Origin of the sequence: Streptomyces sp. YS-3 (assembly GCF_045257485.1) — a bacterium.
In the GTDB taxonomy this organism is placed as follows: domain Bacteria; phylum Actinomycetota; class Actinomycetes; order Streptomycetales; family Streptomycetaceae; genus Streptomyces.
Map to the genome: position 1 here is coordinate 1 of NZ_JBJHPC010000718.1, position 3,151 is coordinate 3,151.

General features: G+C 74.3%; 2 protein-coding genes. Both read right to left on the minus strand.

Translation table 11 applies throughout. The annotated features are described in order from the left end of the window. Positions 1 to 25: 25 nt before the first annotated feature. The gene (locus ACJA3G_RS33790) at positions 26 to 1,999 is read right to left on the minus strand and encodes an FUSC family protein (RefSeq protein ID WP_406556849.1); all 1,974 of its coding nucleotides are present in this window, start codon (positions 1,997 to 1,999) and stop codon (positions 26 to 28) included. Between the two features lie 132 nt (positions 2,000 to 2,131). Continuing rightward, positions 2,132 to 3,061, minus strand: coding sequence for an NADP-dependent oxidoreductase (locus tag ACJA3G_RS33795; protein ID WP_406556850.1), 930 nt, complete (start codon positions 3,059 to 3,061; stop codon positions 2,132 to 2,134). Between the last annotated feature and the right edge of the window lie 90 nt (positions 3,062 to 3,151).

Sequence of the window (3,151 nt, forward strand, 5' to 3'; positions counted from 1 at the left end):
CCGGAGGAGAGCGTGCTCGGCCCCCCTAACCCCCCGGCGACGCAATCGCGCGAGCCGCTCGGACCTCCTGGCGCAGGGGGCCGAGCACGCTCTCCTCCGGGCCCGTCAGCGATGCCCGGACCTCCACCAGCGTGGACGACGCCCTCAGCCCGGCCGCCAGCCCGCGCAACTCCCGTACCGCCGCCGCCACTTCCGGCGCCGAGGGCGGCTCCGCGCCGTGGTTCACCCGTACCCGCGCCGCCGTCGTCGCGTCCACGATCCGCTCCACCGCCACCACCAGCGGCCACCACGCCGCCGCCCGCGCCCCCATCGGCGGCGGCTCGGTCAGCGCGCGCTGGAACTCGGAGCGGACCACCGACAGGTCGCGGTAGATGCGGCGGCGGCGCCGCACCCGTTCCGCCTGGTCCCGGCCCTCCCCCGCGAACGCGCACTCCACGTACCCCGCCGCGTCCTCCACCGCGTCCGCCAGCCGGTCCCCGATCCGGGTGTGCCAGCTCTCCGGCCACAGCAGATAGCCCGCCACCAGCGAGATCCCGCAGCCGATCAGGCTGTCCCACAGGCGCGGCAGCACCAGGCCGAAGCCCTGGTGGTTGAGGAGGTCGGACAGGAGCAGGATCACCGGGGTGATCGCCGCCGTCTGGAAGACGTACCCCTTCGCCGAGAACGCCGGGATCAGCGCGGCCAGCACCACCATCACCGGCACGTCCCACCACCCGCGCGGCACCTCCGCCAGCACGGCCGCGGCCGTCACCAGACCCACCGCCGTGCCCAGCGCGCGCAGCACCGCCCGCGAGAACACCGAGCCGAAGTCCGGCTTCAGGACGAACGTGACGGTCAGCGCCACCCAGTACGAACGCTCCACCGCCACCAGCGACACCAGTGCCTGGGCCAGCCCGATGCAGAGCGCGAGCCGCAGCCCGTACCGCCAGGACGCCTGGGAGAACAGCACGTTGCGCGCGCCGCGCCGCAGCCGTATGCGCAGCGCCGCCGGGCGTCCGAGGCGGTCGTCGACGTTGTACGGGTCGGGGTCCGGCTTGTGGACCACCACGGCGGCGTGCCGCAGCGCCGCGTCCACCGCCCGCTCCGACGGCCTGGCCGCCTCCGGGAGCGCCAGGTCCGGTACCGGTCCGGTGTGCGCCCGCTCCACCGCCGTCGCCAGCTCCCGTACGGCCGCGGGGATCTCGGAGGGCAGGGACCGCCCGCGCAGATGGGCCGCGGGGGCGGCCTCCACCAGCGGGATCACCACGTTCAGCTGGGCCAGCAGCCGTACCAGCGGGCTGCGCCGTCCGTGGTCGCGGGCGCGGCGGGCGAGGACCAGGTCGTACGCCGTGTTGAGCGACTGCGTGACCGCCTGGCGTCTGGCGTCGTACGCCGGTGTGCCCGCCGCTTCGAGGAGGTCGGCCACCGCCCGGTAGGTGGCGGCGACGGCCGTCCGCTCCGGGACGCGGTTGCGCAGCGGCCAGCCGAGCAGGGTGAGCAGGAGGACGAAGAGCCCGCCGAGGGAGAGCAGCAGGGGCGCCTTCCACCACGGCGAGGGCATCGGGAGTCCGGCCCCGACCACGGCGTTCAGCAGGAGCAGCAGTCCGGACACGGACGCCACCGCACCGATGGACGAGATCATTCCGGAGACGAGGGCGACCAGGGTGAGCGCGGCGACCGCGAACCAGCCCTCGCCGTACACCAGGGTGCCCAGCGTGACGCCGATCGCGCCGAAGAGCTGCGGCACGGCGATGTTGAAGACCCGCATCCGGTAGGCGTCGGCGGTGTCGCCGATGACTCCGGAGAGGGCGCCCATGGACACCAGCGCGCCGTACGCCGGCTGGTCGGTGGCGAAGCCCACGGCGAGCGGGGCCGCGAGCGCGGCTCCGGCCCGGGCGACGCCCGGCCACACGATCGGGGTGCTCTGCGGGCGCAACCCGCCGACCAGCCACTGCGGCGGCGCGAGCCGCACCCGTCCCCGGCCGCCCGGGCCCCTGTCCACGTCGAGCTGTGCACCCATGGCATCAGTATGCGATCAAGGCGAATCGAACCTTTTGGGTGGGTCTACTCGCGCCGGGAGAGAACCGTAAAGCCGAATATTTATCCACACCCTGTGGACAAACTTTTCCGTCTGCGCTGCGAAAACGGACATCTACGGCACGAACAACGTTTTCCCCCGCGCGCCGCCCGTCCGATTCCGCTGCATCGCCTCCGGCACCTTCTCCAACGGGTATTCCGCCTCCACGGGCACGTGCACCTCACCCGCCAGTGCGGCGGCGGCCAGCGCGTCGAGCAGCGCAGCCGACGCCGTGAGCTGGAAGTTCACGCCTTTTCCGGTCGGCGCCGCGCCCCGGGTGCTCAGCGCCGCGCCACCCGGACGCATCAGCCGCGCATACGCGTCGAAGGCCTCCGCGTCCGCCGACACCAGGTCCACCACCGCGTCCACCCCGCCCGGCACGGCCCGTTCGCACGCCTCGCGCACCGACTGCTCGGTGGAGTCGATCGCCAGGGCCGCGCCCAGCGCCCGCATCCGCTCCCGCTCGTCGCCCCGCACCACCGCCACCACCCGGATGTCCCGCGCCGCCGCCAACTGGGTCAGCGCGCTGCCGACCCCGCCCGCCGCGCCCACCACGAGCATCGAGTCGCCCGGTTCCAGCGCCACGCCGGTGCGCAGGATCTGGAGCGCGGTCATCCCGGCCGTGGGCAGCGCCGCGGCGGCCCGCAGCGCGAGCCCGTCGGGCACCCCGGCGATGGCCGAGTCGTGCGGCACCGTCACGTACTCCGCGTACGTACCGGTCCCCACCGGTGGCCGGGCCGCCTGGCCGTACACCGCGTCGCCCACCACGAACCGGTTCTCGCCGGGCCCGACCACGTCCACGCGGCCGGCGAAGTCGACGCCGAGGACCAGCGGGAAGACGTGCGGGGCCCGGCCGTCGAGGAGGCCGTCCGCGACCTGCCAGTCGAACGGGTTGAGAGCCGCGTACGCGACCTTCACCAGCACTTCGCCGGGGCCGGGCTCCGGCTTGGGGACATGGACGACCTCCGGCATGGCCCTGAAGGCCTGGACCGCGACAGCGCGCATACCTTGACGCCTCCTGCTCGGCCCCCCTGCAACCGGGCTTCCGGACGGTCCGATCCTCACCCAGGAGCGCGCCGCCCGCACCCCGGGAAA

Bases quoted from the DNA above. Each gene is read 5' to 3' on its own strand.
- ACJA3G_RS33795 (WP_406556850.1), bottom strand. From the start codon at position 3,061: ATGCGCGCTGTCGCGGTCCAGGCCTTCAGGGCCATGCCGGAGGTCGTC.
- ACJA3G_RS33790 (WP_406556849.1), bottom strand. From the start codon at position 1,999: ATGGGTGCACAGCTCGACGTGGACAGGGGCCCGGGCGGCCGGGGACGG.